This window comes from Streptomyces sp. NPDC001222, assembly GCF_042896945.1.
In the GTDB taxonomy this organism is placed as follows: Bacteria; Actinomycetota; Actinomycetes; order Streptomycetales; family Streptomycetaceae; genus Streptomyces; species Streptomyces gibsoniae.
This window is the reverse complement of sequence record NZ_JBIAXT010000053.1, coordinates 1-26885: the sequence shown is the minus strand read 5'-3', so window position 1 is coordinate 26885 and position 26885 is coordinate 1. Positions and strand designations below refer to the sequence as shown.

Here is a 26885-nt window from a genome sequence, read left to right as displayed (position 1 = left end):
TTGCTGCCAATGCGCCTCACGGAAACCGTTGTACCATGTCATCCAATGGATGACAAACAAGAGCGTCGTCCGAAGGATGACAGCCCGAAGGAGGTGCCCGTGACAGCAGCCGACCAGCCGACCCCTTCCCGCCCGGCATCGTTTCTCGCCGCTGCGGCGGCCCTTCACGTCATAGACGACGCCCTGCGCGCCGCCCAGCACGAGGCCCCCGGCTTCCCCGATGTCCCCGACACCGGCCCTGAGCAGGCCCTGGCCTCCCTGCTGCTGCGGCAGGTGCGCGAGCAGCTCTCCGGCTGGGAAACCGGCCTGATCGAAACCGCCCGCCACGCCGGCGCAAGCTGGGCCGACCTCGCCCGTCCCCTCGGCGTCGCCAGCCGCCAAGCCGCCGAACGCCGCTACCTGCGGGGCCGGCCCGGCCCCACCGGAAGCACCGGCGAACAACGCGTCCAGGCCACCCGCGGACGCCGCGCCGCGCAACGTACCGCTGCCGCCTGCGCCCGCCGCAACGCCGCCGACCTGCGCCGCATCGCCGGCCAGATCGCCGCCCTCACCGACCTCCCCGAAGCGGCGCGGCTGCCGCTCAGACAGCTCCACGCGGCCCTCGCCCAGGACGACCCCGCAACCCTCATCCACCCCCTGAACGCCGCCCGCCCACACCTGACCGCCACCCACCCCGGCCTCGCCGCCCAACTCGACACCCTGACGAACTCCGCCCCGGCCGCAGACGCCGCCCCCGACTGACCCGATAGGCAACTGCAGACACACAGTCGGAGTTCACGCGGTGGGCCCCGGCCGACCGGCCGGGGCCCACCGCTGCTCAAGATCAATTCCACCCCGGCCGCGGTTGATCCGTGGGGGTAACTGTCACCGTGGAAGGCGGACCTGGATGGTCTTGCCCCCGCCCGGGGCCCGGGGTGATGCGGGTGATGCAGGGCCTCCGGCTCCCACTCCTGCCGCACCCCGGCCTCCCCATGGTCGTCATGACCTGGCCACCGCGGCCGAGCAAAACGAGCAACAGAACGGGAAGATCGAAAACGCAGACAAGCACTCCGGGTCTGTCAAACGAATCGGCTCTGGTCCGTAGTCGGTGGTGACGCCGAGTAGCGGTCAGGGCAGAAGGAGCGGTGGCGGAGGGGGTCGAACCCGGCGCGTCCGTGCATCTGCCTGGTGATCCTTTTGGTGCGGGGTTGACGCCTTCGGTGCGGCCGTTGTGGTAGGGCGAGGTGAGGCGGGCGTTCACGGCGGAACGGTCGATTTCGAGACCGTCGGTGAAGCTGCGCAGGTGAGGCAGGTCGATGGCCTGGGCGGTCGTGATCCACTCGGTGAGTTTCACGTCGCCCTCGGCCGGATTCAGCAGGGTGGCGAAGCCGCGTACGAGATCGGCGAGTGCGGTCGTCTCCGGGCAGGCCGCAACGATCTTCTCCGACAGGGTCGTTTCCTCGGGCGCAGGTTTTCGGGGTCGGTGAGCAGAGGCGGCTGGCGTGACGTGGGGTGGTGACGGGGCGGTCGCCTTCGGCGCGGCCCTGGTGGAGGCAGCGGACCAGCAGGTTGGCGCTGCCCGTGTAGCCCAACTCCCGGATCTCTTCGAGGAGGTGGGTGATCGGGACGGCGGGATCCTCGGCACGACGCCGACGCAGGTGCTCTCGGTCGGCCGGCTATCGGCAGCAATCGTATGCGGACGGCCACGCACCCGGGCCACCTCCGGCAACACCTTGATCCCGGCGTGGCTGGAGGAGTCGGTTGCGCGGCGAGAAAAGCAACGGACCCCGGACTTCTTCCATCGAGACGACCAGCCCGCCCGGCGCAGCCTCCGGGAGGCGGGAGTTGCCATTCGCGACCTCCCAAGGTTGCTGATCCGCCCAGAGGATCCGTGCGGCGACCTGTCCCGCGCCAACAACACCGTGACGGGTTCGCGACAGCACTGCTCGGGTCCAGGAATAGCCGTGGGCCCGCCCCGCGTTGCCGCAGGCATGACGACGAATGCGCCGCGGCCCGCGGTACTGCGATACACCGCATTCTCCAGCGCCGCCGACGGCGGAAACCCCGCCGGCGTCGTTCTGGATGCGACCGCCCTGGACGACAGCGACATGCTGGCTATCGCCGCCGACCTCGGATACTCGGAGTCCGCGTTCCTGACCGCGCCCCCGGAGGGCCTCGGAGGCCAGGAGGGACGGGCGTACAGCATTCGTTACTTCAGCCCCAAGGCCGAGGTGCCGTTCTGCGGGCACGCCACCGTCGCGACGGCCGTCGCGCTCGCCGAGCGGATAGGCCCCGGGGAGCTGGTATTCGCAACGAGCGTCGGCGTCGTGCCGGTGGAGGTGGCCGAGGAGGGCGGGACGCTCAGGGCCACGCTCACCAGCGTCGAGCCGCACATCGAGGAGATCGCCGACGCCGACCTCACGGAGGCGCTCGCCGCGCTCGGCTGGCCGGCCGCCGATCTCGACCCGGCCTTCCCGCCCCATATCGCGTTCGCCGGTGCCCGCCATCTCGTTCTCGCGGCGGCGACACGCGCGCGCCTCGCAGATCTCGCGTACGACTTCGCGCGCCTCGAAGCCCTGATGCACCGCTTGGACCTGACCACGGTCCAGTTGGTGTGGCGAGAGTCGGCCACCGTCTTCCATGTCCGTGACCCGTTCCCCGTCGGCGGCGTCGTCGAGGACCCGGCAACCGGTGCCGCGGCCGCCGCGTTCGGTGCGTACGCCCGTGAGTTCGGCCTGGTCCCCGAGGACGCCGTCCTCACCCTGCATCAGGGCGAGGACCTGGGCCGCCCTGGCGAACTCACGGTGACGCTGCGCGCGGGTGACCCGCGCGTCCGTGTCAGCGGCACGGGAGCTCGCATCAGCTAAAGCGCCAGCCATGACGGCAGGGCAGACACACGTCTCCCCAGTCGTCACAGAGCGTCCCACTTCAACGAACCTTGCCCCCTGCGCAGTTGCTCGTCATCCGCGGCCAGCAAGGTGTCGATCATGTCCGTCATGGCATCGACAGTACGCACGGGACACGAGTCGTTCTCGCGCCGCCGCCATAGCAACACCCTGCTGTGGCTGAAAAGGGAAGCTCGAAGGCTGATCCGGAGGCCCCGTTCAACCGAGGGACTCGCGCTACGTCGCCGCCGGTGCCACCAGTGGAGCCATCAAGTGAGGGGCATCTCAGTCCGGCACCCCTGATCTAGCGGATTCACGCGATGCGCCGGCCCAGGGCGGCTGGCACGGTGTTCTGGAAGGCACACCGGGTCTTCGGTGATCGGACTGTCCGGTGACCGGAACCGAACTGCCCGTCGAACCCAATGTTAAGGGGGCCAGATGTCCGTCGTCCTTTCCACCGCGGCGCTGTCCGCAGCCGACCGGATAGAGCGCTGGCATGAAGCGGTGTCCCGGACGTTCGTACCGCTCGATGTCAATATCCTGGAGGAAGATCCGCCACCGGGAAGAATCGTCACCCACCAATGGGGTGGCACACAGGTGTCGGACGTCCAGGCCGGGCCGCAAGAGGTGACGCGCAGCAAGCGCCTGATAGCCCGGGACGGGAAGGAATTCCTCATCCTCACGCTTCAACGCAGAGGCAGCGCTGTCAAGGAGCAGGACGGGAGGGAGTGCCTGATAGAGCCGGGAGATTTCTCCATTTCTGATTCGTCTCGCGTGTTCAGAAAGAAAGTGCAGGGCGAATTCTGGTTCACCTCCTTTCATTTCCCTCGGAAGGAGCCTCGCGTGCGGGACGAAGACCTGGAGGCGTTGACTGCGAGAGCGTTCTCGGGTCGCGGCGGAAGTGCCGCACTGGTGGCGACCTATTTCGCGCGCATGGCGCGCGAAGCAGCGGGCTTCGACGACTTCGTCGGCCGTCAGGTCGCCGCGACGGGGCTCGACCTGCTGGCACTGTTCATCAACGAGCGGAGCGGCCGCTTCAGGCCCCAGGCTCCCGAAACTGCCGCGGCCATGATGGTGCGAGTGAAAGACCACATCCTGCGAAACCTCTCCGACCCAGACCTGTCACCCACCGCGATCGCCGCCGCCCACTTCATTTCGGTGCGCTACCTGCACAAGTTGTTCCAGCTGGAGGGAACCACTCTCGGGGAATGGATCCGGACGCAGCGCCTGGAGCGGTGCCGTCGGGATCTCCTGCGCTCCCCGGCCCAGCGGCTCGGAGTGGCGACCGTCGCCCGTCGCTGGGGTTTCGTGAGCCCCAGCCACTTCAGCCGTGTTTTCCGTGCCGCTTACGGCATAGCGCCTCGCGAGTGGCAGCTGCACAGCCCGTCCGGCGAACGGCGCCCGGCTGAGTGATGGTTCCAGAGACGTCATCCCCCGATCCGGGACACCGGGCTGACTCGGCACCGGCCCGGCCTTTGCCCAGTCCACGCCGAGCTGCGTGAGGGCGGCCTGCTGCTCCTGGGTTAGTTTGTCGCGTCGGGTTTTGATGTTGGAGACCCATACGCTCAGTTTGACGACCACTGGGTGCGATGTGCTGGTTTGGTGTTGATGGGTGGGTGTCAGTGACGGTCTATCAGGTCAGGGCGCTCCTGGTGGGTTGTTGAGGGTGGGGGAGTCACTGACATAGGGCGGTGTCTGGTGCCGTCGTGGCTGTCATGGGGCGGTACACCACGCTCCGTTCCACTGTCATGGGAGCGGCACTTCTGATCCTTCGGTAGCTGCGCGACGGCATGGCGGTCGATGCCGGTGTCCGCGGGCGGAAGGGTGTGTGCTGGGGAGCCGGGCGTGTGGGGGTGAGGTCTCGGTGGGGTTGAGGGTGTCCGGGCCGGTGCTGGTGGCGTGGCTGATGGAGCTCGATGCCGCCGGGGCGTTGACGAGGGCGTATGTGCGTGCGGGTGCCCAGGCCAGTGGGGTGAGTGTGCGGACGGTGTGGCGCTGGCTGGAGGCGGCGCGGTCGGAGGGTCGTGTGGAGCGCAGGCCGAGGGCTCGGCTGGAGTTGTCCGGCCGGGCGTGGGAGGTGCTGGCGCAGGCTGGACAGCTCGCCGATCTGGGCTTCACCGTCGCGGCGGAACAGACGCTGCTGCGCGCCTTCTACCCCTACGCCCTGCCGGAGGGCGGCGCGTACGAGCTGATTGCCGAGCTCCACACGGGCCGTGGCGCGGACGCCGACGCGCGCCGGTGGCGCGAGGCGAAGGCGCAGGCCGCCAGCCCGCTCCATGCCCGAACCGATCAGCGGGCCAGGGCAGATCATTCACCTCGACATACGCCGACACGACCGGCTCGGCGGCATCCTTCACGAGTGCCAACACGCCGTCTAACCAGCGGCCCGTCCGCGCACAGCACCGCATCGGTGAGCTCGAAGAGCGCGCCTGGGACCGCCTGGAAACCGAGATCGATCTCGCCGGGAATTCCGGTGCCCCGACTCCACGCCCGATGGGCGGCGGACCCTCTTCTCGCGGATCACCGCAGGTGGAAGGCCTGTTTTTGCCTCTCCGGGTGACGCTTCCCCCTTGTCGAATGAACGTGAGATCCGGTGGGCCGGGTGAGCCCGTGCTCCGGGGGTTCCATGTGGCCCGCTGGCTGTGCGGTGGCCGATGGCGGAGACTGGAGGGTGTTCTCGTGTCCGGGGGAGTCGTGTCTGGGCTCCCTGTTCGGGCCGGAACGCCCGCCGGGGGGAGAGGTCGCATGGAGCCGTGTCGGCGACCGAGTATCTCGAAGGGCCTGCCACTATGGTGCGTTCTGCCGGAACTTCGACATCTGTACCCGGTGCATCGGAAGACGGCAACGAGGGGTGTGTCGACTCACCAGCCGCTCTCCAGAATCGTTTCGCTGATGTGCTCGCCCAGGTCCTGCAGACGGACCGGGTGGCCATCGACGGGGACTTCTTTCAGGAGCTAGGCGCGAATTCACTGGTCATGGCGCAGTTCTGTGCGCGGGTGAGGAAACGCGCGGACCTGCCCTCGGTGTCGATCAAGGACATCTATCAGCATCCGACGATCCGGAGCCTGGCCGCTGCCGTGGCCGGTGCCGGGGGCGGTCCGGAGCCGGGCCCGCAGCTCGGGCCGGTGGGGGCGGATGCGCCGGTCCGTGCGAGTTCGTGCCGCTACACGCTGTGCGGGGCGGTGCAGATGCTGTTGTTCGTCGGCTACGTCTTCGTCGTCGGGCTGGTGGCCGCCCGCGGCTACCACTGGGTCGCGGCGGGTGAGGGGGTGCTGCACATCTATCTGCGGTCGGTGGTGTTCGGCGGGGCCGGGTTCGCGGTGCTGTGCGTCTTCCCCATCGCGGCCAAGTGGATCCTCGTGGGCCGCTGGAGGGCGGGGGAGTTTCCGCTGTGGGGGCCGGCATACCTGCGTTTTTGGATCGTCCGGGTGCTGGTGCACGCCAACCCGATGTTCTTCTTCGTGGGCAATCCGCTCTACGTGCTGTACCTGCGCATGCTGGGGGCGCGTATCGGCAGCGGCGTCACGATCCTCTCCCGTCGCATACCGGTGGCCACCGATCTGCTGACGATCGGGGACGACACCGTGCTGCGCAAGGAGTCGTTCTTCCTGTGCTACCGGGCGCAGGCGGGGCGTATCCGGACCGGCCCCGTCACCCTCGGCAGCAACGTCGTCATCGGGGAGAAGACCGTCCTGGACATTGACACCTTCGTGGGTGACAGCGCCCGGCTGGGCCACGCGTCCTCGCTGCACAGCGGCCAGCGCATCCCGGACGGCGGGTACTGGCACGGCTCCCCGGCGCAGCCGGCCCGCACCGCTGCGGGCCGGGTGCCGCCGGCGCGCTGCGGCACGGTGCGCCGTACCGCCTACGCTGTGATGACCTTGGTGCAGGTCCTGTTCGTGGTGGTGCCGCTGGCGGTGGGCGGCTCGTACATGCTGCTGGCCACCTCCCCGGCGATCGCCCGTGCGGTCGGCACCACCGCGAAGGCCACGCCGGGCATCACCACGGCGGGTTTCTACACCGACGCGCTGCGCGTGTCGGCGGTGGTGTTCTTCTCCTTCGTGGTGCTGGGCACGGCCGTGCTGTGCACGGTGCCGCGCCTGGTGAACCGGCTGGTCAAACCGGACACGGTGTATCCGCTGTACGGACTGCACTACTCGGCGCACCGGACGATCGCCCGGACCACCAACATCAAGTTCTTCAAGCGGCTCTTCGGTGACAGCTCCTACATCGTCCACTACCTCAGGGGCCTGGGGTACAGGCTCGCTCCGGTGCAGCAGACCGGCTCCAACTTCGGCACCGAGGTGGAGCACGAGTCGCCGTTCCACAGCGCGGTGGGCACCGGCACGATGGTGGCCGACGGCCTGTCCGTGGTGAACGCCGACTTCTCCAGTACGTCCTTCCGCGTCCGCGAGGCGCGAATCGGCCGGGACAACTTCATCGGCAACAACATCGCCTTCCCCGCCGGCGCCCGCACGGGCGACAACTGCCTGCTGGCGACGAAGGTGATGGTGCCGCTGGACGGCACGGTCCGTGAGGGGGTCGGCCTGCTCGGCTCGCCGTCGTTCGAGATCCCGCGGTCGGTGGAGCGCGACAGCCGCTTCGACCACTTCCTCTCCAGCGACGAACTGCCCCGCCACCTGGCGGTGAAGAACCGCTACAACCTCGCCACCATGGCCCTGTTCTTGGGGGCCGGCTGGCTGTACTTCTTCGCCGTCACCCTCCTGGGCGTGGCGACGGTCGCCGCGCGCGGTGTGGCGGGATCGGTGATGGTCGCCGTGTCCGCGGCGCTCACCCTGGTGTTCACCGCTTTCTACCTCATCCTGGTGGAGCGCCTGGTGGGGCGGTTCCACGGGCTGTGCCCGCAGTTGTGCTCGATCTACCACCGCGACTTCTGGCTGCACGAGCGGTTGTGGAAGCTGCCGGTGGAGTACTTCCACGTCTTCAACGGGACCCCGTTCAAGCCGCTGGCCTGGCGCCTGATGGGCGCCCGGGTCGGCAGAAGGGTCTTCGACGACGGCTGCTACCTCACCGACCGCACCCTGGCCGCGATCGGCGACGACTGCACCCTCAACCTGGGCAGCAGGATCCAATGCCACTCGCAGGAGGACGGCACGTTCAAGTCCGACCACAGCACGCTGCACTCCGGCGTCACGCTCGGGGTCGCCGCCCATGTGCACTACGGCGTGACCATGGGGGAAGACGCCGTGCTGGCACCGGACTCGTTCCTGATGAAAGGCGAGGAGGTCCCCGCCGGGGCCCGCTGGCGCGGCAACCCCGCCACGGAGACCAGGAGTACCGGGCACCGCCGCCCCGTTTCCGCTTCCGTATCACCGTGACCCCGCCGAGCCCGGGCCGCCCCGACCCGGAGTTGGGCTACCCGGGCAGCGCCAACCTGCTGGTCCGCTGCCTCCACCAGGGCCGCGCCGAAGGCGACCGCCCTGTCACTACCCCACGTCACGCCAGCCGCCTCCTGCTCACCGACCCCGAAAACCTGCGCCCGAAGGAAACGACCCTGTCGGAGAAGATCGTTGCGGCCTGCCCGGAGACGACCGCACTCGCCGATCTCGTACGCGGCTTCGCCACCCTGCTGAATCCGGCCGAGGGCGACGTGAAACTCACCGAGTGGATCACGACCGCCCAGGCCATCGACCTGCCTCACCTGCGCAGCTTCACCGACGGTCTCGAAATCGACCGTTCCGCCGTGAACGCCCGCCTCACCTCGCCCTACCACAACGGCCGCACCGAAGGCGTCAACCCCGCACCAAAAGGATCACCAGGCAGATGCACGGACGCGCCGGGTTCGACCCCCTCCGCCACCGCTCCTTCTGCCCTGACCGCTACTCGGCGTCACCACCGACTACGGACCAGAGCCGGAGACCGTACGGACCCTTCGGGGCTTGAGGACGGAGTTTGGCCAATGGGATAGCGGTGAAGCGATGGAGCCTTCCCGCCGAGCATGTTGGCCACAAGACTTGGAGTCGCTTCAGCGGGCTGGCGCTCCTGGTCCACCTCAGTCAGGAGCTCATGGGCGAGACAGTCCGGGCAACGCAACCAGAAGTCGAGCTTCATCGCCGCAGCCTCAACACCAGCTTGTCCCAGCAGATCCGCGGCGCCATCGTCGAGCGCACGGGGCAACTGGCCGCGGAAGCTGGCATCGCGGTTGTCGCCGTGCCCGCGGCGAACACTTGGAAACACCGCCCGCGCTGCCTCGTTCCGCTCCGGCAGTGCCTGCCGGTTGCCGTCTTCGCCGAGCCGTGCGGCCCTCGGCTCGACCGACTTACGCTGCCCATCGGTAAGCAACCCTCGCAGGTAGACCTGCCCACCTCCCGGAGCGAGCGGCGGAACCTGCCGCGCAGCTTCCGGCGGTCCCCACAGAACGGCCCGAAAGCGGTGTACGGGCCGGTTTGAGCCGTGGGATTGCGTCAAGGGGAACTGTATGAACCAGTCAATGCGAGAGACGGAACGGAAGTACACGACGCCGGCGGCCGACGACATCTCATGGACGTCCGACCTGACCGGTGTGGACCCGGTCGCCTCGCTCACGGCTCTCGGGGTGCAGGAGCTGGACGCCGTCTACTACGACACCCACGACCTGCGATTGACCCGCACCAAGGCGTCCCTGCGGCGCAGGACGGGCGGCACGGATGCCGGCTGGCACCTGAAACTGCCCCTCCCGGGCGACAGCCGGGAGGAGATCCGGGCCCCTTTGTCGTCAGAGGCCGTCCCTCCTGGGGAACTGAGGGAGCTTGTCCTCTCCCGCACTCGTGGGGCCCCACTGCGGCCGGTGATGCGGATCCGCTCCACCCGCTCCCGGCGCCGCCTCCTCGACGCCGAGGGCACCGACCTGGCCGAACTGAGCATAGACGCGGTGCGAGCCGACTCGCTGCTCGAAGACGGTGGGCAGGCAATGTGGACAGAGATGGAGGTCGAACTCGCCGACGGCGGCGCCCCCGCGCTCCTGGACGGCATCGAGAAGGTGCTGCGCAAGCACGGCGTGGACCGCGTGGAAAGCCCGTCCAAGGTGGTGCGCGCCCTGTCAGAGGCCACCTCCTTCCTCGAACGCACGACGGATGCGCGCGTCGAGGTCGCCCCGGGGTCGGCCGGCGACCAGGTGATCGCCTACGTGGACAGGCTGGTCGAAGCCCTCACCGACCTCGACCCGGCCGTCCGCCATGACATGCCCGACGCGGTGCACCGGATGCGCACCACCGCCCGCCGCCTGCGCGGCTGCCTGCGCTCCTTCCGTTCCGTCCTCGACCGTGACGTCACCGACCCCATTCGGCGGGATCTCAAGTGGCTCGCTGGTGAGCTCGGCGCGGAACGCGACCACGAGGTACTCCATGAGCGGGTCACTTCCGGCCTGCGGGAACTGCCCGGCGAGCTGGTCCTCGGACCCGTCACCGCCCGGCTGCAGACGTGGCACGTGGCGCAGCGGGCCGAGGGCCGCCGACGCACCCTCGAGGCGCTCGCCTCGCCTCGCTATCTGGACCTGCTGGGGAAGCTGAAGACCTTGACCGACTCGCCCCCGCTGCGTGCAAGGGCGGCCGACAAGCCCAAAAAAGTTCTGGAAAAGGCGCTTCTCAAGGATTACGGCCGACTCGCCCGACGCATGGACCGTGCGCTTGGTATGCCCTCCGGGTCCGAGCGTGACGCAGCGGTCCACTCCGCCCGCAAAGCCGCCAAGAAGCTCCGCTACGCCACCGAGGCGGCCCGCCCGGCGCTCGGGAAGTCCGCGCGACGTCTCGGCAAGCGCGTCAAGGCCGTACAACAGGTCAGCGGTGCCCAGCACGACAGCGTTGTGACCCGTCACGCCCTGCGCCGTCTGGCGGTCGCCGCGCACGCGGCGGGCGAGTCTGGCTTCACGTGGGGCCTGCTGCACGGTCAGGAGAGGGCCGCGGCCGACGCCCGCGAGCGGGAGCTTCCCGAGGCGTGGGCTCGTGCCCGCGCGGCGTCTCACCGATACGGCGGGAAGGCGTAGCAAGGGCGGGACAATGCGTGGTGGCGGGCCCCCGGATCAGCAGTCCGACCATCCGTTTGCGGCAGTACGAGCACATCAAGAAGAGTGTCGCTAGGGCGAGTTGCGGAAGTGCGCCAAGGAATCGCCGCGCGGACCATCAACAAGGACCGGCAGAGTCGGGCGAGTCGAGGACTGCCCGTAAGACCGGACCAGCTGTATGAAGAGGCCAAGAAGCACGACGTCCACGGCGTTGCAGGCATATGCGCTCCAGGATGAGACGGCCGTCGCTTCCCGCATCCCAGGCGCGGAACCGGCCTCGGGGCGCCCCATGAGCCAGCGGTGCCGGTATATGGAGCGGATTGGCCAGGATGAGGCGGTACGCGTGATCGCAGACAGGGGTGAAGAGATCACCGCGCCGAATGGTCAGCGGAAGTCGCGCCCGCCAGGCATTGACGCGAGTGGTCAGCACTGCCCGGCGGGAGACGTCCACAGCCCAGGCGTCGGCTCCGCCGCGGGCCGCCTCCAGGGCGAGGGCACCGCTGCCGGCGCCTACTTCGAGGGCACGTATGTCCGGTCGGATCGGCTCGTCTGCAAAAAGACCGCAGGCGACCGCACGTCGCTCGGCACACCCAGGTGCAGCGGGGCGTTTTCCAACAGCCGGTCGCTGCCGATGCCCGCTGCGCCCGGCATCCGCCCACGGGACTCCGCACGCGGCCGCGGCCCGGTGGGCGCACGGCCGCCGGTAAGGGCCGGAGGCGGGGACATGGCAGGAGGTCGGGCGTGCTCCCTCGCGCGTGCCCGTCCCGCCCTTGACTGCAACACGCCTGCCCCTGCCGCCGTTTGGGGCACCTATGGTGTCGTATGCCCTCTTACGCGTCCGATCGCCTACGCGTCCGGCATGCACACGGGGCCCGGCCGATGTCGGCCGGGCCCCGTGACGAAGGCGCGCGTGGGGTCAGATCACCACCGGTACCAGCGACCTCGGCCCCCACCGGCGCTGGTGGAGCGCATGACGAAGCCGAGGAGCCACAGCACCAGGACGGCGACGGCGACCCACCAGAGGATCTTGATGGCGAAGCCGGCGCCGAAGAGGAGCAGTGCAAGAAGCAGAACAAGCAGCAGGGGAACCATGTTTATCAACCTCCTGCAGCCCGTGTGCCCTGCAATTCCTTCTTCATTCGCCAACGGTGCTTTGTCTGTACAGGGAATGCCGGGGCACATGCGGGTTACCGCGACAGCGCCGCACGAATCATCAGGAAGTGCTCTTCCATGACTGCCGGCAAGAAGGGCAAGGCAAAGACCGAGCGGGCCGAGGGCAAGGCCGAGGAAGCCGCGGGAAACACCATCGGGAACGACCGTATGGCCACTGAGGGACAGGCAGAAAAGAGCACAGGTGATGCCCGAGAGGCCAAGGAAAAGGCCAAGGACGTGTTCAAGCGCTGACCCTGCGTTCTCCAGCGAGAATTCGAAAAGGCGGCCTGTCCGGTGTGATTCCGGGAAAGCCCCTTTCAACGGCGTCACTGAGGGTCGGACGCGCAGGCCCCCGCCTCAACACATCGACCTCCCCACCCGTCACCGTGCCGGCTGGCGGGCCGGCTGCTCACTCAGGCCCTGTAGAAGCCAGACCCGCCATCGCGCACCCCGGGCGGCGGGCTTGGGGCCTCAGGCTTGTCGATTTCGGTGTCCGCCACCTCGACGCGGTCATACGGTCACCGACCCGTGACCGGCAGCGCTTACGGACGCACGACGGTGCCCCTCAGCTCGGCCCGCACTCGGGCGACTTCCCGCCGAGGCGAACCCTCGTTCACCCCAAGGGTGTCGACCTGCGGAACGCACCACGCGGCTACGGGGCTCCGACCGACAGAGCCTCGCGCACGCCGGACTGCCGTCCGGCCGCCGGATCTCCGCCCGTCAGGTGGTGCTGAGCATGCCTTCGCGCAGGCGGGCCAGGAGACGGGTGATCAGCCGGGAGACGTGCATCTGGGAGACGCCGAGACGCTCGCCGATCTGGGCCTGGGTGAGTTCCTCGACGAACCGCCAGTGGATGATCTTGCGATCGCGTTCATCGAGTTCGGCGATCATCGGGGCGAGGGCGTGGAAGTCCTCGATCAGGCCGAGGGCGGTGTCCTCGTCGCCGATGAAGTCCGCCAGGGCGGCCTCACCGTCCTCGCTGCCGTTGATCGCCGCGTCGAGGGAGGCCGACTTGTAGCCGTTGGAGGCCAGCTGGGCCTCGACGACCTCGTCCTCCGGAAGGCTCATCAGCTCGGAGAGCTCTTTGATCGTCGGCGTCCGGCCCAGTCGGCTGCGCAGTTCCTCGTTGGCACGGGCGAGTTGGACGCGGGCTTCCTGGAGTCGGCGTGGGACGTGCACGGCCCAGGACGTGTCGCGGAAGAACCGCTTGATCTCCCCCACGATGTACGGCACGGAGAAAGAGGTGAACTCGACCTCGCGCGACAACTCGAACCGGTCGATCGCCTTGATGAGCCCGATCATGCCGACCTGGACGATGTCCTCCATCTCCTCCGGCCCCCGGCTGCGGAACCGGCCTGCCGCGTAGCGGACCAGGGACATGTTCATCTCGATCAGCGTGTTACGCGCGTACTGATACTCGGGGGTGCCCTCCTCCAGCACCGCCAACTGGTCGAAGAACAGCTTCGACAACTCCCGCGCGTCCTTCGGCGTGACCTTGGAAGGGTCCGCGACCTCCGGAAGGTCCACCGTCTGCCCAGCGGTCTGCACGGTCGTCGCCATCATGCGCCCTCCCAGTCGATCGGCCTCGTCCTCGCCGGTCCATTGTCCGGCAAGCACGCGCATACCCCGGCGGCCGACCGGCATTCCTCGAACTACCGTCAGTCCCCGCTCGGCTCTCCGTCGCTGCGTACGATTTCCTTCATCTTGGCCACCGCGAACCCCCAGCCCTGTTCTACGGTCGGCTTGGCCGGCACGGCGATCTCGTCGGGGTTGGTGAGGACATCGAGCAGGACCGGGCCCGGGGTGCGGAAGGCGCGTCGCACGGCGCTCTCCACGTCGGCCGGGTCGGTCACGCGGATGCCGGTGACGCCCATGGCTTCGGCTACGGCGGCGAAGTCGGGGTTGTCGAGCACGGTGCCGAACTCGGGCAGTCCGGCCTGCTCCTGTTCGAGTTTCACCATGCCCAGCCGGCGGTTGTCGAAGACGACGAGCTTGACGGGAAGGCGGTACGTCTTCAGGGTCATGAGGTCGCCGAGGAGCATGCTCAGTCCGCCGTCGCCGCAGAAGGCCACGACCTGCCGCTCGCGGTCCAGGCTCTGGGCGCCCAGAGCCTGGGGCATGGCGTTGGCCATCGAGCCGAGGTTGTAGGAGCCGATGAGGCGTCGCTCGCCGCGCATCTCGACGAAGCGAGAAAGCCACACCGTGGCCATGCCCGTGTCGGAGGTGAAGACGGCGTCATCGGCCGCGACCTGGTCGACGACCGCGGCCAGTGCTTCGGGGCGGATGTCGTGGGCACGGTTGTCCAGCGCGGAGCGGATGCGGCCCACGACGCCCTTGTCGTGCGACGGGTCGGCGAGCCGGGCCTGACCTGTGCGCCACTGGTCGAAGCGTGCACGCGCCTTCTCCAGGTGAGAGCGGTCACGTGCGCCATGGGACCCGGCAGGCGCGGCGGTGAGGTGGTCCAGAAGGTCGCGCACGGTGGCACCGGTGTCCCCCACGAGCCCGACGTCGACAGGTACGCGGCGCCCGATGTGGGTGGCCTCGGTGTCCACCTGGATCACGGTCCGGCCCTCGGGATACCAGTCCCGGTAGGGGAAGTCCGTGCCGAGCAGCAGGAGGGTGTCCGCGTCCTGGAGGGCCGCCGCCGCGGCGGGATTGCCGATCAGCCCCGTCTGGCCGACCTGGAAGGGGTTGTGGTCGCCCTCGAAGCCCGCCTTGGCCTTCAGCGTGAGCACCATCGGTGCGGCCAGGCGGTCGGCGAGGCTGAGGACGTCCTCGCGGGCGGCTCGGGCGCCCTCCCCGACGAGCAGGGTGACCCGTTCGGAGCGGTCGAGGAGTTCCGCGGCGCGGCGGACGGCCGACCTGTCAGGCCGGCTCACCGGTGCGTTCAGGGAGAACCGGGCCGGCCGGTCGGCGGTCAGTTCCCGCTCGCCGAGGTCGCCCGGCACGGTGAGGACGGCGACGCCCTTGCGGCCCAGTGCGTGACGCACCGCCGTCTCCAGCATCTGCGGAAGCTGGTCGGCAGAGGTGATGGTCGCACGGAAGACGGCCACGTCGCTGAAGAGGGCGTCGTTGTCGACCTCCTGGAAGTAGTCGCTGCCGAGTTCGGCGAGCGGTACCTGACCGGCGATCGCCAGGACCGGAGCATGGCTCTTGGCCGCGTCGTACAGCCCGTTGAGGAGGTGGACGGAACCGGGTCCGACCGTGCCCATGCACACGCCGAGCGTGCCGGTGAGCTGTGACTGGGCGCTCGCGGCGAAGGCCGCCGCCTCCTCGTGCCGGCAGCCCACCCACTCCAGGCCCTCGGTCGTGCGGATCGCGTCCGTCAGGGGGTTGAGTGCGTCTCCGACGACGCCGAACACCTGGCGCACGCCGAGCTCGCTCAGCGCGTCCACGATGACGCGGGCAACAGTACGGGCCACGTGAGTCCTCCAGGTCACACGGTGAAACGGTCAGGGTCGGCGGCCTTCCAGTCGGCCGCCCAAGAGGCCGGCGGCTCGGCGAGCAACTGCCCCGGATCGAGCCACTCGTACAACTCCTCGTAGGAGCGCTCGGTGAAGGGGGCTACGCGCTGGCGGAGCATGTGCGGACGCAGTTCCGCGGGATCGGTGACGCCCATGGAGGCCATGATCTGCAAGGCGCTGGCCACGGTCGCTTCCTGGAAACGCTGGACGCGCACCGTCTTGTCACGCACATCGAGGGCGCGGGCTCGGCGGGGGTCCTGGGTTGTGACGCCGGTTGGGCAGGTGTTCGTATGGCACTTCTGTGCCTGGATGCAGCCGACGGCGAACATCATCGCCCGCGCGGCGTTGCCGTAGTCGGCGCCCTGCACCATGCGCTTGACGAGGTCGGTGCCGGTGGCGATCTTGCCGCTCGCGCCGACCTTGATCCGGTCGCGCAGACCCGTGCCCACGAGGGCGTTGTGCACGGTGAGCAACCCCTCGGTGAGCGGGGTGCCCACATGGTCGGCGAACTCCAGCGGCGCCGCACCGGTCCCGCCCTCGGCGCCGTCCACCACGATGAAATCAGGCGCCGTGCCCTCCTCCAGCATGGCCTTGCACACGGCCAGGAACTGCCGGCGCGAGCCCACACACAGCTTGAACCCGGCCGGCTTGCCACCGGACAACTCGCGCATGCGGGCGATGAAGCGGACGAGTTCCCGCGGGGTGGAGAACACCCGGTGGTACGGCGGGGAGACGACCGTCCGCCCCTCGGGCACGTCCCGGACCCGGGCGATCTCCGCGTTCACCTTGGCTCCCGGCAGAACACCGCCGATGCCGGGCTTCGCGCCCTGCGACAGTTTCAGGGACACGCACTTGACGTGATCGTGTGCGGCCTTGTCGGCGAACTCGGCCGCGTCGAAATCGCCTTTCTCGGTGCGGCAGCCGAAGTACCCGGTGCCGATCTCCCAAACGAGGTCGCCCCCAGGACGGAGGTGATACTCGGACAGCCCGCCTTCACCGGTGTCCTGGGCGAAACCCCCCGCCGCGGCACCCCCGTTGAGCGCGAGGACCGCGTTGGCCGACAGCGAGCCGAAGCTCATCGCCGAGACGTTCAGCAGTGCCATGTCGTACGGACGGCCGCAGTCCGGACCGCCGATCCGCACCCGCGGCGGGGTCTCCGGCACCGGGCACGGCGCCATCGACGGAACCAGGAACTCGTGACCGGGCCGGTACACGTCCCGTTCGGTGCCGTACGGCTCCTCCGCGTCGGTGCCCTTGGCGCGCTCGTAGACAATGCTGCGCACGTCCCGGTCGAAGGGGCGCCCGTCATAGTTCCGCTCGATGAAGTACTGCTGCAACTCCGGGCGTATGCGCTCCATGAGGAAGCGGGCATGGCCGAGCACGGGATAGTTGCGCAGCACCGAGTGCCGGCGCTGCACCAGGTCCCAGGCACCCAGCGCACCCACGAACGTGAGCGGAAGGGCCACGAACCACCACCAGGACGAGATCCCCACCGCAGCGGCCAGAGCCCCGAGAGCGGTCACCAGAGTCAGGACGACGATTCCAACGCGAGTCACACCTGGCGCATTGCCCGGTTTTCGATCGCCATGCACGACAGCCGAGCACCGGACGCTCTCGGTCGCCGGGCCGCAGGACGGGCCCGCCCGGCCCGCGAGTAAGGGCGCCCGCCCCGTCGCCCCTACGGGGAGTCATAGAACTCGTGGGCTTCGCGGCAGGCCACCCCACTGGAAGACCTTGAGCATGCGGGCCGAGTGGCACGCGATGCGCGAGGACCCCCCCGTGCTCGCGGATTCGCTCGGTGATCGCCACGAGGGATCCCGAGTGCGTTCGAGTCGAGGAGCGGCACGAAGCACAGGTCCCGAACGAAATGCCTGGCCGGACCGCGCCCAGTGCCTGGGGAGGGTGCCGTCCTGATCAGGGTCGGGACGAACAGGGGGCGCGGGAGGCGGTTGGCGTGGACCCGACGGTGCACAGCTCGGTGAAGTGCAAGACCAATGATTCTCACGGAGGCGAGCGAGCAGTCGGCCGCTGGCAGGCCATGGGGTCGGCTGGACTCTTGAGGGGCCCCGACAGCTCATGAGGGAGCTGGGCCTGGTGCCCTGCCAGCCCAAGCCGAAGCGATGGTCCCTCACCCACGCTGGAGAACAGGCCGTGGTCGCTGGAACCGAGTGAGGGGTGGGACGACACCGGGACCGGCTGCCGGTATCCCACCGTCGGCGAGGCGACGGACGGCCGGATCGAGGAAGACATCCGCGCCCGCAAGATATTGCAGGAGCGTGCCCAAGAACTCAGCGCGTTCGTGATCATCCACGCTTCTGGGGCACCCTCAGCGGACCGGACCTGGTAGGCGCCCGAACCGCCTTGATCCAGGTCTCCGTGCCGACGCCCGCCGAGACGACCCCGACCGGCTAGGCAGTCCCGCCGGCCCCGCGGCAGAGCCGCTCCATTCTCTCGCGTCCTCGGTTCTGGCCGGGCCACCACGGCGCAGCGATGCAGAGAGCGCCGGTCAAACGCGTTCCCCCAGGAGGTCGACGACGGACAGCACGGTTTCTCCGTCCACGAGGCTGAGGGCGACTTCGGCACGCGCAGCGAGTTCGAGCGGGTCGAGACCTTCGGCGTAGAAGGCGTGGACGATGCGGTCCGATCCCGCCCCGACCAGCGGCGCTGCCGTCCGTAGGGAGGCGTCCAGGGCGACACCCTGGGTGGCTCCGCCGTGCAGGATGATGTTCCGCGTCCGGTACAGGCGCCGCAGGGCGATGCGGAACGCCCGGGCGACGTCGGCCAGGACGGTCCGCCGGTCCTGCACCAGGTCGGTCATGCGCTGCGCGGCGGGCCGGTCCGAGTACTTCGTGGACGCGCCGGCGAAGTCCAGAGCGCCAACACCCCGCTCGCGCAGAGCGTCCGCGACCAGACGGGCGCGCACCTGGTTCATCCCGCAGCCCGCGATGTTCTTCGCCGACTCGTCCGCGGCGCGAGGCTTGAGCCGGTGGGCGAAAGCAGTGAGCTCGACGCGCGGCCAGGAACAGGCGTGATGGCAGCCATCCGGTCGGCCGCCAAGGTCTTCCCGGACCGTTCGTTCTCCGGCCTTGGATCGTCCGGGTGCGACAGCAGCGATTCGACGGCGGCCCAAGCACCGGCGACAGCCGGGGCCAGCGGACCGCGGTTGACGGCGGCCGCCGGCTCGAGGGCGTCGTCGATGCGGGTGCGCTGGCCGGCGACCTCGTACAGATGCCCCTCGTTGACCAAGGTCAGGACGTCCGCGGCGCGTGCCGGCGGGTCCAGCGGGACGGACTGCGAGTGTCCGGCCACCCAGATGTGGGGGAGTGGCAAACGCCGCCGCGGTCACGCCGCAGATACTGGGAACGGGCCGGTCATCCGCTCCAGCAGCTGCCGCGCCCGCTCAGCGGCACTGAAAGCGTCCAGCGCCGTGAACACCGGCGCCCCCCCGCACTATCGCCCCGCCCGCGGCTGCAGCACGCAGCAGGGCCGCGTACCGGACGTGTTGCCGGCCGGCGGCACTCTCGTGCCGACCGGCCGGTCATCACCCGCTTGGCCCAGCTCGAGGGGCGGTCAGGACAGGCGGGTGGCGGAAATCCCGCCGTCCACGTAGAGCGTGATGCCGTGGACCATGGCTGCGTCGTCACTAACGACGTACAGCACACCCTTGGCGATGTCGTCCGGCCCCACCACAACGCCCGCCGGTGTGGCGGCCGTCAGCGCGTCGAGCTGCGCGCGGCCCGCCTCGTTGCCGGGTGTGAGGGTCGCCCCGGGCGCGACGGTGTTCACGCGCACGCCCCGCGACCCGTACTCCGCGGCCCAGCTGCGGGTGAGCTGCTCGTCCGCCGCCTTGGTCGCGGTGTACATCGCCGCGAAGGGGCTGCCGACCCGGGCCATCCAGGAGCCGATGTTGACAATGACGCCGCTGCCCCGCTCGGCCATGGCCGGCGCCATCGCCGCGACCAGGACATGGGGGGCTCGGATGTTGACCGCCAGCATGGCGTCGAGGTCCGCGTCCGGCAGGTCCTCGGTCTGCGTCGCGGGATAGATGCCCGCGTTGTTGACCAGGATGTCGACCCGTCCCCCGAGCACGTCGGTGGCCTGTGCCGCGAAGGCGCGCAGTTGCTCGTAGCTTCCTGCCAGGTCCGCCGGGACGAAGTCGGCGCTGCCACCGGCCTGCAGGATCTCCTCGACGACGCTCTTTCCGCGGGTTGCCTGCCGGCCACTGACGACGACGTGTGCGCCTTCGCCGGCCAGCGTGCGGGCTATCGACGCACCGATCCCGCTGGTCGAGCCGGTGATCACAGCGGTGCGGCCGGAGAGCCGGGCGCGGGTGGCTGCGGGGGTGTTGATGTTCGTGTGAAGGGAAGTCATGGGTCCCTTTCTAGGGCGGCCCGCTGGTATCGGGCCAGGTCAGGACGAACCTGGGCATGCCAGGACCACCCAGCGGGCCGATGGGCCGCCTATCCTGGAGCCATGTCACGCGATCGCGCCGCGCTCGGGGCGTTTCTGCGCTCCCGGCGAGACCGCCTCACCCCCTCCCAAGCCGGCATCGAGGCATTCCCAGGGGCCCGGCGGGTGCCTGGGCTACGGCGCGAGGAGCTGGCCGTGCTGGCCGGTCTCAGCCCGGACTACTACAGCCGGCTCGAACAGGGACGCCAAGCCAACATCTCCACCGAAGTGCTCGACGCGTTGGCGCGGGCACTGCGTCTGGACGAGGTCGAGCGCGCGCATCTGCGGGACCTCGCCGCGCCCACCACACATCACCGCGCCGCGGCCTCGCACGCCCTCCAGCGCCCGGATCCCGGCCTTCTGCGGCTGATGCACACCCTCGATCATGTACCGGTGCTGCTCCTCGGCCACCGCGGGGAGGTCCTGGCCCGCAACGCCCTGCTCACGGAGGTGCTGGGCCGTCCGCTGGAACCGGGGTCGTCGTTCGTCCGCTTCATGTTCCAGGATCCGGTCGCCCGTGAGCGGATTCTGAACTGGGCGGACTTCGCCTCGGCCACCGTCGCCACGATGCGCCGGGAGATCGCCCGCCGCCCCTATGACAACCGGCTCACGGCGCTCGTCGACGAATTGCGCACCACCGATCCCGACGTCGCCCGGTGGTGGGACGACCACGCCGTCCGCGACTACGCGTCCGTGACCAAACGCATCCAGCACCCCGCCGCCGGCTCGATGTCGTTCAATATCGAGATCGTCTGTGCGCCCCACGAGCCGGACCAGCGGCTCGTCGTCTACACGACCGAGCCCGACTCCCCAACCGCCCGCGTCCTGCCGCTCCTGGCCAGCTGGAACGCGGCCCCCGTCATTCGGCCCGACCCGCGCACGGGTGGGTGATCCGCCCGCGTGTTGACGTGGGCGAACTCCGGATACTGCGTGCGGCATGACTCCGAGGCGTGTCAGTGATGCTCGTCCGTAGTCGGAGGTCTTCGCGTATGCCTTGCAGGCGACCGGGCCCGGCGATGGCACCGTATGCGCGGCGTGGACTGGTTCACGAACTGCCGCGGCTTCTGCTCGTTGCCGTCCGGCAGCCGCTCGGCCGTCGGCTGGATCGACTTACGCCGCCCGTCCAGCATCAGCCCCCGCAGATAGCAGTCACCCTTCGCCCGCTGGTCCTTGCGCGGCAGCGACGCGAACACATCAGCTACGAATAGCGCCAACTTCGCCCGAGGACGGTTCACTTCATGTGCGTCCACACCCCTGACGTGCCCCTGAACAGGACCACGAGACAGACCTGACGGAGCCCTGCTAGCACTTGCTGAGGCGATAAGCACGCCGGAAATGCCCCAAGCCACCAGGTCCGAGGACTGATCGCCGCCGTTTGCGGCTGGTGGCACGGTTCTTACCCACCTTCCAGTCCCGCCCCGGCCGGCTTCGTCGTCCGTGTCCCTGGCCGTCCGGTCTGTGTCCTGCTGGCCGACCTCCCGTTGTACGGCGGCCGCTTCGCCGCGGAGCTGCAGGCGTACAGGTAGTCGCATCGAGGGGGCACCCCGGGTGGGTGCCCCCTCGAGCCCGAGGCGCTATATCCCTTGCTCTCTGGCGGTACGGGGTCGGGCGCTGGGGGCTGCTCCGTCCCCGGCTAGACGCAATATATTTGCTTTAAGTCGCACTAGGGCCTACCGTCGGCTAAAGCAAACCGTTTGCTTTTGGCGGGGGATCGCTACGTCGCCCCCGCCCCGACCAGGGAGAACGGACTTGTCCGCCACTGAACTCACCCCGCCGGAGGCGGCTCTCTGGGCCCACCGCGCCGGCCTGTCGCTGCCGGCCGACCGGCACGCCGTGGTCGCGTCGGTCGCCAACCACATCCAGAAGGTCGTCGCGGTCCTGCGGGAACTGGACTTCGGGGAGACCCCGACCGCGACGACGCCCGCCGCAACCGCCGATCGCGTGTGGAAGTGGAAGGGGATGACCGATGGAGCCCTTTGAGCTGACCCTGACCGCGGCCGCCGCCGCGATCCGGGCGCGGGAGCTGTCCCCGGTCGAGCTTGTGGACTCCGTACTCGACCGCATCGAGCGGGTCGAGCCGGAGTTGGGGGCGTATGTCACCGTCTCCGCCGAGCGGGCACGCCGGGCCGCGCGCGAGGCCGAGGCCCGGGTCGGCGCCGAGGCCGGCCGGATCCGTAGCCCGTTGCACGGCGTCCCGATGGGATTGAAGGACCTGATCGATGTGGTCGGCATGGCCACCTCGGCCAGCTCCCGGGTCCGGGACGGCCACCGCGCGTCGGCCGACAGCGCGGTCGCCGCCCGGCTGGCGGGGGCCGGCGCGGTCCTGCTCGGCAAGACCCACACCCACGAGTTCGCCTACGGTCTGATCACCCCGCAGACCCGCAACGCGTGGGATCGTGGCCGGGTGGCCGGGGGCTCCAGCGGCGGGTCCGCTGTCGCCGTCGCGTCGGGCGCGGCGACGTTCGCCCTGGGCACCGATACCGGGGGATCGATCCGGGTACCGGCCGCGCTGAACGGGGTGGTCGGCCTGAAGCCGACCTACGACCTGGTTCCGCGTGACGGTGTCACGTCCCTGTCCTGGTCCCTGGACCACGTCGGCCCGATCACCCGCACCGTCGCGGACGTGGCGCCGGTGCTGGCCGCTCTGACCGGAGACGCCCCCGCGCCGGGCCGCCAGGGCGGCGAGCGCGCGGACCTCGCGGGGCTGCGCGTCGGCGTGCCCCACAACTACTACTTCGACCACGTCGACCCCGAGGTGGAGGCCTCGGTGCGGCGCGCCATCGGCCGGTTGAAGGAACTCGGCGCACAGCTCGTCGGCGTCGACATCCCGATGACCCGTTACGTCCAGGCCACCCAGTGGGGGCTGATGGTGCCGGAGGCCACCGCCTACCACGAGGGCACCCTGCGCAGCGCCCCCGAGCTGTACCAGGAGGACGTCCGGACCCTGCTGGAGGCCGGCGAGCTGCTGCCCGCCGGGGACTATCTGCGCGCCCGGCGCGCACAGGCGCTGATGCGCGAGGAGTGGGGCCGCCTTCTGGAGCGGGTCGACGTGATCGCCGCCCCGACGGTGCCGATGACCGCGGTCGCAGCCGGCCAAGAGACGGTCACCTGGCCCGACGGAACTCTTGAGGCCGTTTCGGACGCCTATGTGCGCCTGTCCGCGCCCGCCAACATCACCGGGGTGCCCGCACTGACGCTCCCGGTCGGCCACGACGCGGCGGGCCTGCCCATCGGCATGCAGCTTCTCGGTCGCCCCCTGGGCGAGCACACCCTCCTCCGCGCCGGCCACGCCTATGAGCAGACCCGACTCGTCCGGGCCGCGCTCGCACCGGCGGCCTGAGTGGGAGGAGGCCCGGGGCCGCCCGCCATGGCGACACCTTAATGCAAGGATTGTGCTTTAAAGTTCTGGCATGAGTCGTCGACCAATGGTGCGCCCCGGTGGACGCAGTGCCCGCGTGCAGGAGTCAGTGCATGTCGCCGTGCGCGAACTAGAGGCGGAGCTGGGCAGGGACGCGCTGACGGTGCCGCTGGTGGCCCAGCGCGCGGGAAGAACACCGTGGGCACCACCCTCAACCGGGTGTCTACGCCGCCGGCTCCGGTATCGAGTCCGACCTCCAGGACCTGACGAAGGATGAGAAGGACGAGTGAGAGTACCGAGCGCCACCGATCTCGCCGCGGTGTGGACCCCGAACCCGGGCCACCCCTACACCTGGGCCAAGTTCTTCGGGCTGCTCGCTGTGGTGTCCGGCTGTGTGATCGCGCTGGTCGGGGTATACGCGGTGCGCAGCACATGGCCCGACCTCGACCCGCCGCGGCGGCGCAAGCAGCTGCTTCCGCTCACCGTCACAGCGGGCGTCTTCCTTGTCATCGGCCTGGCGGTCGCGGCCTTCGGGGCGTGGCTGTTCTGACCGCGGCTCCGCGCCTTAACCACGGGCCGCGCTATGCGGTGATCGACTCATGGCCACCGGCCCTAACTGTGCCGGGCTGGACACGGTGGGGCCTGCCCGGTTCGCGCCGGTCTCGGTGATGACGTTGGTCTCCGGCACGTCCTGCCCGAGCCGAGCGCGAGCCCGACACAACAACGACCGGTTCACCCGCTCGAGCGCCCGGCTGCACGGGACACCGTTGTACAGCACCCGTAGGACCTCCTCGTACGACTCCCGGGCGAACAGACACAGGGCCAGGACGAAGCACACGACCAGCCGAGCCGACAGGAGGCGACGGCGCCGCTCGGCTCGGTCGTGTTTGGCTATCGCCGTGTCCACCAGCTCGGCGGTGACCTTCGTCAGGATCCCGATTCGCACCCGTGGGGATGGTGCCATTCTCGGTGGCGAGCAACGGCCTGCTCCCCGCGCCCGCGGGGATGGCCCCGGCTACCGCCGCATCACCGCGCGCTTGCCACGAAGGCAGGCGGGAGCTCCTGGCCGCTGGCGTACGTCGAACGTGTCCAGCATCGCTGCGAGGCGGCCCGCCGGGCTCGGGTCACCGGGCGCGCACCTGTGCGCCCGGCGAAACGTGAAGGTCCTCACGGAGCTGACCAGCGCGGCACGATTCGTCGCCGGCAACGACCTCAACCCCCCGGTACCGGGCCCCATGCCGCAGCCGGCACCCGCCCGCCTCCCGCGCACCGAGCGGCAGTCGGCGCGTGCGGTGTACTTCCCGACGTGCATCAACCGCATCTTCGGGCGCGACCCCGACAAGCCGGCCACGCCCTCGCTCTCGGAGGCGCTCGTCGAGCTCCCCGCCCGCGTCGGCATGCCCCTGTGGATACCCGATGACGTACGTGGACTGTGCTGCTCGACGCCCTGGGCGAGTAAGGGCCTTTCCGAGGGCCACCTCTACATGGCGAAGGCGATCCCGGGCCGCCACAACGGAGACTGGTGAGCTCGCACGTTCATCCGTCGCCGATGCACCTGCCGACCAAGTTCGAACGTCAGTCTCTGCAGCTAATGGACGCGGTGACCCTGGGAACTCGCAACAGTTGACCAGCATCAACCCCCGCCCCCTTACACTCCCTCGATGAACAACATACGGTGCACCCAATGCGGTCAGGTCGGGCTTGAGCAGGGCTTTGTTAGTGACAGTGGCAGCGGCGCCCGCGGGTACGCGCGATGGTTCGGAAGCCTCCTCGAGCGGGGCATGATGGGCATGGCTAAGACGCGGGGCCTGCCGCAATGGCAGATCGATGCCTACCGCTGTCCGAATTGCGCGCACCTGGAACTGTTCGCCGCGCAGCGCGATTGAACCTTTGTGTGTAACGTCTCGTGACGGTTCGTGATCTCCGTTCAAATGGTGCGACCGTGCTCCATCTGGAGCAGGACGAGGGCGCCTCGGACGATTCGGGTGATGCTGCCGGGGTCGAGGCTGACTCTGCGCAGGGCCATGAAGGTGACCTTGAGCAGGGCATTGGCGCGTTCAATGATGCCGTGGATGCCGCGGATCACCTTGTTGAACGTCGTCTGCTTGAGGTCGAGTTCGCGCCCCTGCGCCTTCTTGGCGGGGCGACGGAACCGGAGCCGGCGTTCTCGTAGCCGAGGTCGGTCAGAGCCGGGATGCCCAAGGCGGCAGCGAGCGGTTGAGCGCGTTGACGAGGCCGTGGGTGCGAGCGCAGGTGGTGTCGTGTTCGAGGCCGGGGCGGACTGGGGAAACCCAGATCGGCCAGCCGTCCGGGCGGAGATGACCTGGACGTTGCCACCGTGGTGCCGGTGTTTTCCCGACCACCAGAGTGAGCCTGGCGGACCCAGGACCGCAGGGCCTCCTTCTGGATGCCGAGGTCGCGGGCCACGTGCGCGATCGGGCGGCCGGACCTCACGGACGGCGCGCTCGCGGAGCTCATCGGGGTACTTACGGGGTGCTGGCACTGCTGGTGGTTGTCCTTGCGCCTGGATCGTAACCCAGGCTTCAGGGACTCCACGAAAGCAAGTGCAGCTCACTAGCTCACTGCCTGCTCTCCGAAGTCCTTGGCGCTGACTTCGCCGGTCCCGATGAAGTCGGCGAGGTTGGCGACTTTGCCAGAGTCGCGTCCGGCTCTTGTCGCGTCTGCGGGCCGCCGTTTGGTAACAGCTGTTACCATCATGGCATGGCGAAGACACAGCTGGGTGCGCGCGTCGATGAGGAGATCAAGAAACTGGCTGAGGCCCGTGCCCGGGATCGGGGGCTGAGCCTGGGCGACTACATCGCCGGGCTCGTGCGGGAGGACACCGGCGGGCTGCGGCAGCGGGGCCTGGATGCCGCGAGGCGCTTCCTCGACGAGCACCAAGAAGTCTTCGACCAGGTCGAAGACGCAGACCGTCACCCGGGGGCGCACGCAGCGTAATGGAGCTGGACATCGACGTCCCCTGGATCCTGCAGGTCGCTGAGATCGCGGGAGCGGGTGATCCGGCCCCCGAGGACTACGGGGTGCCTGTGGCGGCGGTGGCCTGCCACCGGGCCGAACTGCTGGACACGCCCGTGTATGACGGCCCCTACGCCCGTGCCGCCGCCCTGGTGCACGTCCTCGGCCGCTGCCGCTGGCTGGAGCGCTCCAATATGGCCGTGGCGGCGGCGACGGGCGTGATGTATCTGGAGGCCTCCGGTATCCCGGTCAAGCCCACCCGCGAGGACGCCATCGCTCTGCGCGACCTGCTCAGGGATCCCGGCTGCACCGCAAAGAAGATCGCCGCCTTGCTGCGTGCCTGGCCGCACGCCACCTGAACTGCGTCAGCGCGGCATCCCCCCTGTCAGGGTGAGACGGTGGCGCGCCGTCCGCCTCTGCGTTGGGGAAGTTTCCGTATGACTGCGGTTGCAGTTCCCCAGCCGGGCCGCCAGGTCAGGCCGGTGCTGCTTCCGGACCAGCGGCAGGCTGTTGGGCGGCTGGTGCGGCGGTTGCGTCCCTGGAAGTGGTGTACCGGTTCCCACCTGATCCGGGTGTTTGTCCCGGCGTCGGAGTGAGGGTCCGGATATGAGAACGGCCACCGG

At 69.4% G+C, this 26885-nt stretch carries 22 protein-coding genes and 7 pseudogenes; 16 read left to right on the top strand and 13 right to left on the bottom strand.

Annotated elements, in window-relative coordinates:
• Positions 1-99: 99 nt before the first annotated feature.
• Positions 100-741, top strand: a complete 642-nt coding sequence (locus tag ACFY2Z_RS39010; RefSeq protein ID WP_390748738.1) for a type III effector protein — start codon at positions 100-102, stop codon at positions 739-741.
• A 317-nt stretch (positions 742-1058) separates the two neighbouring features.
• Here ACFY2Z_RS39010 and ACFY2Z_RS39005 read toward each other — a convergent pair.
• Positions 1059-1646, bottom strand: a pseudogene (locus tag ACFY2Z_RS39005) (transposase); the annotation flags it as partial.
• Between the two features lie 324 nt (positions 1647-1970).
• Here ACFY2Z_RS39005 and ACFY2Z_RS39000 point away from each other — a divergent pair.
• The 4 genes and pseudogenes from ACFY2Z_RS39000 to ACFY2Z_RS38985 form a co-directional block, all read left to right on the top strand.
• On the top strand, positions 1971-2846 hold the full coding sequence (locus tag ACFY2Z_RS39000; protein ID WP_390748737.1) for a PhzF family phenazine biosynthesis protein: 876 nt from the start codon (positions 1971-1973) through the stop codon (positions 2844-2846).
• 456 nt (positions 2847-3302) lie between these two features.
• A complete protein-coding gene (locus ACFY2Z_RS38995) occupies positions 3303-4277 on the top strand; it encodes a helix-turn-helix domain-containing protein (RefSeq protein WP_390748736.1) in 975 nt (324 codons plus the stop codon).
• A 1376-nt stretch (positions 4278-5653) separates the two neighbouring features.
• Positions 5654-8203 carry a Pls/PosA family non-ribosomal peptide synthetase gene (locus tag ACFY2Z_RS38990; RefSeq protein WP_390748735.1) on the top strand — a complete coding sequence of 850 codons (2550 nt, stop codon included), beginning with the start codon at positions 5654-5656 and terminating at the stop codon, positions 8201-8203.
• 35 nt (positions 8204-8238) lie between these two features.
• A pseudogene (locus ACFY2Z_RS38985) lies at positions 8239-8687 on the top strand (transposase); the annotation flags it as partial.
• Between the two features lie 402 nt (positions 8688-9089).
• Here the strand turns inward: ACFY2Z_RS38985 and ACFY2Z_RS38980 are convergent.
• A pseudogene (locus ACFY2Z_RS38980) lies at positions 9090-9188 on the bottom strand (transposase); the annotation flags it as partial.
• A gap of 115 nt (positions 9189-9303) precedes the next feature.
• On the opposite strand from ACFY2Z_RS38980, the gene ACFY2Z_RS38975 reads away from it, so the two are divergent.
• Complete coding sequence (locus ACFY2Z_RS38975; protein WP_390748734.1) at positions 9304-10845, top strand: CHAD domain-containing protein; 1542 nt, start codon at positions 9304-9306, stop codon at positions 10843-10845.
• A gap of 136 nt (positions 10846-10981) precedes the next feature.
• Here the strand turns inward: ACFY2Z_RS38975 and ACFY2Z_RS38970 are convergent, their stop codons facing one another.
• Entirely contained in the window at positions 10982-11728 is a 747-nt protein-coding gene (locus ACFY2Z_RS38970; RefSeq protein WP_390748733.1) for a methyltransferase, read from the bottom strand.
• A 56-nt stretch (positions 11729-11784) separates the two neighbouring features.
• Entirely contained in the window at positions 11785-11955 is a 171-nt protein-coding gene (locus ACFY2Z_RS38965) for a hydrophobic protein (protein WP_390748732.1), read from the bottom strand.
• Positions 11956-12093: 138 nt separating this feature from the next.
• Between ACFY2Z_RS38965 and ACFY2Z_RS38960 the strand changes: the two genes are divergently transcribed.
• Positions 12094-12267 (top strand): CsbD family protein, encoded by a 174-nt coding sequence (locus tag ACFY2Z_RS38960; RefSeq protein ID WP_390748731.1) that lies wholly within the window; start codon positions 12094-12096, stop codon positions 12265-12267.
• Between the two features lie 468 nt (positions 12268-12735).
• On the opposite strand, the gene ACFY2Z_RS38955 is transcribed toward ACFY2Z_RS38960, so the two are convergent.
• From ACFY2Z_RS38955 to ACFY2Z_RS38935, 5 genes are all read right to left on the bottom strand, one after another.
• A complete protein-coding gene (locus tag ACFY2Z_RS38955; RefSeq protein WP_390748749.1) occupies positions 12736-13575 on the bottom strand; it encodes an RNA polymerase sigma factor SigF in 840 nt (279 codons plus the stop codon).
• A gap of 98 nt (positions 13576-13673) precedes the next feature.
• Complete coding sequence (locus ACFY2Z_RS38950; RefSeq protein ID WP_390748730.1) at positions 13674-15437, bottom strand: thiamine pyrophosphate-dependent enzyme; 1764 nt, start codon at positions 15435-15437, stop codon at positions 13674-13676.
• 14 nt (positions 15438-15451) lie between these two features.
• Positions 15452-17035 carry an FMN-binding glutamate synthase family protein gene (locus ACFY2Z_RS38945; RefSeq protein WP_390748729.1) on the bottom strand — a complete coding sequence of 528 codons (1584 nt, stop codon included), beginning with the start codon at positions 17033-17035 and terminating at the stop codon, positions 15452-15454.
• Positions 17036-17985: 950 nt separating this feature from the next.
• On the bottom strand, positions 17986-18411 hold the full coding sequence (locus ACFY2Z_RS38940; protein WP_390748728.1) for a hypothetical protein: 426 nt from the start codon (positions 18409-18411) through the stop codon (positions 17986-17988).
• 638 nt (positions 18412-19049) lie between these two features.
• On the bottom strand, positions 19050-19850 hold the full coding sequence (locus tag ACFY2Z_RS38935) for an SDR family NAD(P)-dependent oxidoreductase (RefSeq protein ID WP_390748727.1): 801 nt from the start codon (positions 19848-19850) through the stop codon (positions 19050-19052).
• Positions 19851-19952: 102 nt separating this feature from the next.
• Here ACFY2Z_RS38935 and ACFY2Z_RS38930 point away from each other — a divergent pair, with 102 nt between their 5' ends.
• Positions 19953-20819: a helix-turn-helix transcriptional regulator gene (locus ACFY2Z_RS38930; RefSeq protein WP_390748726.1), complete on the top strand. Its 867-nt coding sequence runs from the start codon at positions 19953-19955 to the stop codon at positions 20817-20819.
• A 143-nt stretch (positions 20820-20962) separates the two neighbouring features.
• On the opposite strand, the pseudogene ACFY2Z_RS38925 reads toward ACFY2Z_RS38930, so the two are convergent.
• Positions 20963-21178 (bottom strand): annotated as a pseudogene (locus ACFY2Z_RS38925) (transposase); the annotation flags it as partial.
• Positions 21179-21677: 499 nt separating this feature from the next.
• On the opposite strand from ACFY2Z_RS38925, the gene ACFY2Z_RS38920 reads away from it, so the two are divergent.
• The 4 genes and pseudogenes from ACFY2Z_RS38920 to ACFY2Z_RS38905 all read left to right on the top strand — a co-directional run bounded on the left by ACFY2Z_RS38920 (position 21678) and on the right by ACFY2Z_RS38905 (position 23836).
• Positions 21678-21908, top strand: coding sequence for a hypothetical protein (locus ACFY2Z_RS38920; RefSeq protein WP_390748725.1), 231 nt, complete (start codon positions 21678-21680; stop codon positions 21906-21908).
• The gene (locus tag ACFY2Z_RS38915; RefSeq protein WP_390748724.1) at positions 21895-23268 is read left to right on the top strand and encodes an amidase; all 1374 of its coding nucleotides are present in this window, start codon (positions 21895-21897) and stop codon (positions 23266-23268) included. The genes ACFY2Z_RS38920 and ACFY2Z_RS38915 overlap by 14 nt, the downstream gene beginning before the upstream one ends.
• 70 nt (positions 23269-23338) lie before the next feature.
• Positions 23339-23485, top strand: a pseudogene (locus ACFY2Z_RS38910) (TetR family transcriptional regulator); the annotation flags it as partial.
• An 87-nt stretch (positions 23486-23572) separates the two neighbouring features.
• On the top strand, positions 23573-23836 hold the full coding sequence (locus ACFY2Z_RS38905) for a hypothetical protein (protein WP_390748723.1): 264 nt from the start codon (positions 23573-23575) through the stop codon (positions 23834-23836).
• A gap of 15 nt (positions 23837-23851) precedes the next feature.
• Here the strand turns inward: ACFY2Z_RS38905 and ACFY2Z_RS38900 are convergent, their stop codons facing one another.
• Complete coding sequence (locus ACFY2Z_RS38900) at positions 23852-24232, bottom strand: transposase domain-containing protein (protein WP_390748722.1); 381 nt, start codon at positions 24230-24232, stop codon at positions 23852-23854.
• A gap of 211 nt (positions 24233-24443) precedes the next feature.
• On the opposite strand from ACFY2Z_RS38900, the gene ACFY2Z_RS38895 reads away from it, so the two are divergent.
• On the top strand, positions 24444-24812 hold the full coding sequence (locus tag ACFY2Z_RS38895; RefSeq protein WP_390748721.1) for a hypothetical protein: 369 nt from the start codon (positions 24444-24446) through the stop codon (positions 24810-24812).
• 135 nt (positions 24813-24947) lie between these two features.
• A complete protein-coding gene (locus ACFY2Z_RS38890) occupies positions 24948-25172 on the top strand; it encodes a hypothetical protein (protein ID WP_390748720.1) in 225 nt (74 codons plus the stop codon).
• A gap of 41 nt (positions 25173-25213) precedes the next feature.
• Here ACFY2Z_RS38890 and ACFY2Z_RS38885 read toward each other — a convergent pair.
• Positions 25214-25678 (bottom strand): annotated as a pseudogene (locus ACFY2Z_RS38885) (transposase family protein); the annotation flags it as partial.
• Positions 25669-25764, bottom strand: a pseudogene (locus tag ACFY2Z_RS38880) (hypothetical protein); the annotation flags it as partial. The pseudogenes ACFY2Z_RS38885 and ACFY2Z_RS38880, both read right to left, overlap by 10 nt.
• Before the next feature lie 243 nt (positions 25765-26007).
• Between ACFY2Z_RS38880 and ACFY2Z_RS38875 the strand changes: the two are divergent.
• Positions 26008-26244: a hypothetical protein gene (locus ACFY2Z_RS38875; protein ID WP_390748719.1), complete on the top strand. Its 237-nt coding sequence runs from the start codon at positions 26008-26010 to the stop codon at positions 26242-26244.
• Positions 26244-26621 (top strand): fic family toxin-antitoxin system, toxin component, encoded by a 378-nt coding sequence (locus ACFY2Z_RS38870; RefSeq protein ID WP_390748718.1) that lies wholly within the window; start codon positions 26244-26246, stop codon positions 26619-26621. The genes ACFY2Z_RS38875 and ACFY2Z_RS38870 overlap by 1 nt, the downstream gene beginning before the upstream one ends.
• The last annotated feature ends 264 nt before the right edge of the window (positions 26622-26885 follow it).

Coding starts and splice junctions, on each gene's coding strand:
- ACFY2Z_RS39000 (WP_390748737.1), top strand. CDS start 1,971: ATGACGACGAATGCGCCGCGGCCCGCGGTACTGCGATACACCGCATTC.
- ACFY2Z_RS38995 (WP_390748736.1), top strand. CDS start 3,303: ATGTCCGTCGTCCTTTCCACCGCGGCGCTGTCCGCAGCCGACCGGATA.
- ACFY2Z_RS38990 (WP_390748735.1), top strand. CDS start 5,654: ATGGTGCGTTCTGCCGGAACTTCGACATCTGTACCCGGTGCATCGGAA.
- ACFY2Z_RS38975 (WP_390748734.1), top strand. CDS start 9,304: ATGAACCAGTCAATGCGAGAGACGGAACGGAAGTACACGACGCCGGCG.
- ACFY2Z_RS38965 (WP_390748732.1), bottom strand. CDS start 11,955: ATGGTTCCCCTGCTGCTTGTTCTGCTTCTTGCACTGCTCCTCTTCGGC.
- ACFY2Z_RS38960 (WP_390748731.1), top strand. CDS start 12,094: ATGACTGCCGGCAAGAAGGGCAAGGCAAAGACCGAGCGGGCCGAGGGC.
- ACFY2Z_RS38955 (WP_390748749.1), bottom strand. CDS start 13,575: ATGGCGACGACCGTGCAGACCGCTGGGCAGACGGTGGACCTTCCGGAG.
- ACFY2Z_RS38940 (WP_390748728.1), bottom strand. CDS start 18,411: ATGAACCAGGTGCGCGCCCGTCTGGTCGCGGACGCTCTGCGCGAGCGG.
- ACFY2Z_RS38935 (WP_390748727.1), bottom strand. CDS start 19,850: ATGACTTCCCTTCACACGAACATCAACACCCCCGCAGCCACCCGCGCC.
- ACFY2Z_RS38930 (WP_390748726.1), top strand. CDS start 19,953: ATGTCACGCGATCGCGCCGCGCTCGGGGCGTTTCTGCGCTCCCGGCGA.
- ACFY2Z_RS38915 (WP_390748724.1), top strand. CDS start 21,895: ATGGAGCCCTTTGAGCTGACCCTGACCGCGGCCGCCGCCGCGATCCGG.
- ACFY2Z_RS38890 (WP_390748720.1), top strand. CDS start 24,948: ATGAACAACATACGGTGCACCCAATGCGGTCAGGTCGGGCTTGAGCAG.
- ACFY2Z_RS38875 (WP_390748719.1), top strand. CDS start 26,008: ATGGCGAAGACACAGCTGGGTGCGCGCGTCGATGAGGAGATCAAGAAA.
- ACFY2Z_RS38870 (WP_390748718.1), top strand. CDS start 26,244: ATGGAGCTGGACATCGACGTCCCCTGGATCCTGCAGGTCGCTGAGATC.